Origin of the sequence: Actinophytocola sp., from assembly GCF_035712165.1 — a bacterium.
GTDB lineage: Bacteria > Actinomycetota > Actinomycetes > Mycobacteriales > Pseudonocardiaceae > DASYTH01.
Genome location: NZ_DASTBH010000462.1, coordinates 1 through 3,645, shown reverse-complemented (window position 1 = coordinate 3,645; position 3,645 = coordinate 1). Strand labels below are relative to the sequence as shown.

Here is a 3,645-nt window from a genome sequence, read left to right as displayed (position 1 = left end):
TGGTACTTCCACATCACCCGGCCGAAACGGGCGGCGACGACCAGCAGGACCTGCGGCGGGTGCCCGCCGCCGGCCGCCGCGCTGGCCCGGCCGACCAGCTGACGCAGGGCGAAGTCACCGGCCGGCACCGGCTCGAGCGCGTGCGTGAACGGGTCGTAGTGGTACATCCCGGCGGCCAGGCCGGACACCCGGCGCACCACCGGATAGAGCTCCAGCCCGTGCAACGCGCCGCCGGACGGGCTGGGCCGCAGCGACACCTCGGTCTGGTCGTCCTGGGCCGTCCGGCGGACCCGAGCCGACCGGTGCAGAAACTCACCCAGCTGGGCGAGGGTGAGCGGGTGCGCGTCGTCGGGTTCCCGGACCGACCGCCTGGCCTCGAGCACCGCGGCGAACGTGGCGCCGGGTTCCGGCTCGGCGGGTTCGGGTAATCGGACCGCAGTGCCCGACCAGACCGGCCGGCGGGCCGGCAGCGGGGGGTACCGGCCGGCCGCCCACAGCGTCGCGCCGAACGGATGGTCGTGGTGACCCTCCCGGCTGCGGGCGTGGAACCACAGCTCGTGCTCGCCCCACTGTTCGATGGCCAGGTCCGAGCGGAGGTCCTCCTCCGCCTCCCGCACGAAGCCGTACCAGGCCAGCTCGGCGACGAGGTCGGCCACGACGTCCGCGCTGAGCCCGGCGGGCACGCAGCGCTCGGCCGCCACCGCCAGCCGGTGCAGCACGGTCAGCACGGTCAGGTCATGCAGCCGCACCGAGGCCGGGCAGCGCGGCGACTCCAGCACCATCGCGTCGCCGTCCCTGCGGATCAGCGCGAACCGGGACAGCCGGGGCGCGACCAGGTCCGCGCCACGCGGCTCCCGGTTCGGACCGTGCGGGTGGATGGTGATCAGCGGGCGACCCCGGTAGGTGAACCGCGCGGTGAGCCAGCCGCCGGCACGCAGCCGGTCGAGCAGCACCGGCACGTCGGCGCCGAACTTCGCGACCAGTTCGGCCTCCGTGTGCTCGGCCGCGGCGAGCTCGCGCAGCATCTCGCGCTGGCCCGCGGAGAGCACCCCGATGTGCTCACCCCACCTGGTGGCCTGCAACAGCGCGACCTGACCGGCCGCGCTGGTGGCGATGTACGCCTCCGGCCGGAGGCGGAGGTGCCGGACGCAGCTCTCCTCATTCACCGCGGCTCCGAGCCCACCGCGCGTACCTCCTCGACCCCGTGCCACGGGTGACGCCCGTTCCGCTCGACACCCGCAATCCGACACCGCCAGCCGAATGTGAAACAGGGCGAGCGCTTACCGGAAGTGTTGAATCCGCCGCAATGAAATTCCGCATCGATCTTCAATTGGCGCTAATCCGGCACACCGGGCGGATGCCTGGCTGTGATCCACACGCGCGGGGCGCCACCCTCGCCAGGCTACGCGAAGCACGGCCCACGTCAGACCCCTTGTTCGCCAAGCAGGAACCTGATTCTCGAATAACCTGCGGCAATTCGTCAAATGGCAACGCCACCTGACACCGACCTCCCCACCGGCAATTCCTGCACTCCCCCGGTTGCCGTCCCCGCGCAACCACCAAACCGCCGAATCCACCGCCATTCGGCGGATCCGGCGTCAAACACGCAAGTTTCCTTTCACAAGCTTACGCTCCGGCGGCCGGCAACCCGAAGGCGAAAACGGCGAAGGCCGCCCGCACCCGGGGGTGCAGACGGCCTTCTGGGTTGGTGGGTTAGCGGTAGTCGCGACCGAAGTCGTAGTCGTCCAGCGGGACGGCTGGGCCGGTGCCGGTGCCGAAGACGTCGGGGGTGTAGTACCCGTCGTCGTAGGACGGAATGGCGTAGGCGGCGACCCGGGCTTCCTCGGTCGGCTGTACCTGGATGTTGCGGTACTTGTTGATACCGGTGCCGGCCGGGATCAGCTTGCCGATGATCACGTTCTCCTTCAGGCCGACCAGCTTGTCCGACCGGCCGTTGATGGCGGCGTCGGTCAGCACGCGGGTGGTCTCCTGGAAGGAGGCCGCGGACAGCCACGAGTCGGTGGCCAGCGAGGCCTTCGTGATGCCCATCAGGACCGGACGACCGGAGGCCGGCTCGCCGCCACCGGCGACGACGCGGCGGTTCTCGCGCTCGAACTCGGCCCGCTCGATGAGCGCGCCGGGCAGGAACTCGGCAGCACCGGAGTCGAGGATGGTCACCCGACGCAGCATCTGCCGGACGATCACCTCGATGTGCTTGTCGTGGATCGACACACCCTGCGCCCGGTAGACCTTCTGCACCTCGTCTACCAGGTGCAGCTGGGCCTCACGCGGACCCATGACCCGCAGCACCTCGTGCGGGTCGGGCGTGCCCTCCAGCAGCTGCTGTCCGACGCGCACGTGGTCGCCGTCGGCCAGCGGACCACCCTGCGGGGTGAGCGCCAGACGCTGCCGCTTGGACAGCTTGTCCAGGACGATCTCCTCGCTGCCGTCGTCCGGGATCAGCGTGATCTTCCAGTACCGGTCGCCGTCCTCGATCCGCACCCGGCCGTCGACGTCGGCGATCGGCGCCTTGCCCTTCGGCACGCGGGCCTCGAACAGCTCCTGCACACGCGGCAGACCGGTGGTGATGTCCTCACCGGCGACACCGCCCTGGTGGAAGGTACGCATGGTCAGCTGCGTGCCCGGCTCGCCGATGGACTGCGCGGCCACGATGCCGACCGCCTCGCCGACGTCCACCAGCTGCCCGGTGGCCATCGACCGGCCGTAGCAGGTGGCGCACACGCCGACCGCCGACTCGCAGGTCAGCACGCTGCGTACCTTCGCCCGGGTGACGCCCGCGTTGGCGAGCTTCTCGATCGCCGGGTCGCCGAGGTCGTCACTGCGGTTGAGCAGCACGTTGCCGTCGCCGTCGGTGATGTCCTCGGCGAGGGTGCGCGCGTAGACGCTGGTCTCCACGTGCTGGTCGCGGATGATCGTGCCGTCCGCACCCGCCTCGCCGACCGTCATCACGATGCCGCGGTTGGTGCCGCAGTCGACCTCGCGGACGATCACGTCCTGCGACACGTCCACCAGACGCCGGGTCAGGTAACCCGAGTCGGCGGTCCGCAGCGCGGTGTCGGCCAGACCCTTCCGGGCGCCGTGCGTGGCGATGAAGTACTCCAGCACGGACAGACCCTCGCGGAAGTTGTTCTTGATCGGCCGCGGGATGTACTCACCCTTCGGGTTGGACACCAGACCACGCATACCGGCCAGCGACCGGACCTGGGTCATGTTGCCCGCCGCGCCCGACTTCACGATCATCGGGATCGGGTTGTCCTCGGGGAAGTTGTCCTCCATGGCCCTGGCGACCTCTTCGGTCGCCTGGCCCCACACCTTGACCAGCTCGTTGTTGCGCTCGGAGTGCGAGAGCTGACCACGCTGGTAGCGCTTCTCGACCGCGTCGGCCTTGAGCTCGTAGGCGTCCAGGATCTCCTGCTTGTTCGGCGGCACCACGATGTCCGAGATGGCGATCGTGACACCGGACCGGGTGGCCCAGAAGAAGCCGGCTTCCTTGAGCTTGTCCAGGGTCCGAGCCACGGTGACCATCGGGTACCGCTCGGCGAGGTCGTTCACGATCGCGGCCTGCCGCTTCTTCGGCATCGCCTCGTTGATGAACGGGTAGTCCTCGGGGAGCAGGTCGTTGAA

At 69.9% G+C, this 3,645-nt stretch carries 1 protein-coding gene and 1 pseudogene; both read right to left on the bottom strand.

Annotated features, from left to right (window positions below):
* Nucleotides 1–1,166 (bottom strand): SagB family peptide dehydrogenase (locus tag VFO68_RS25970; RefSeq protein ID WP_325161006.1); only part of this gene is annotated, 1,166 nt, incomplete at its 3' end.
* 547 nt (nt 1,167–1,713) lie between these two features.
* Nucleotides 1,714–3,645 (bottom strand): annotated as a pseudogene (locus VFO68_RS25965) (DNA-directed RNA polymerase subunit beta'); the annotation flags it as partial.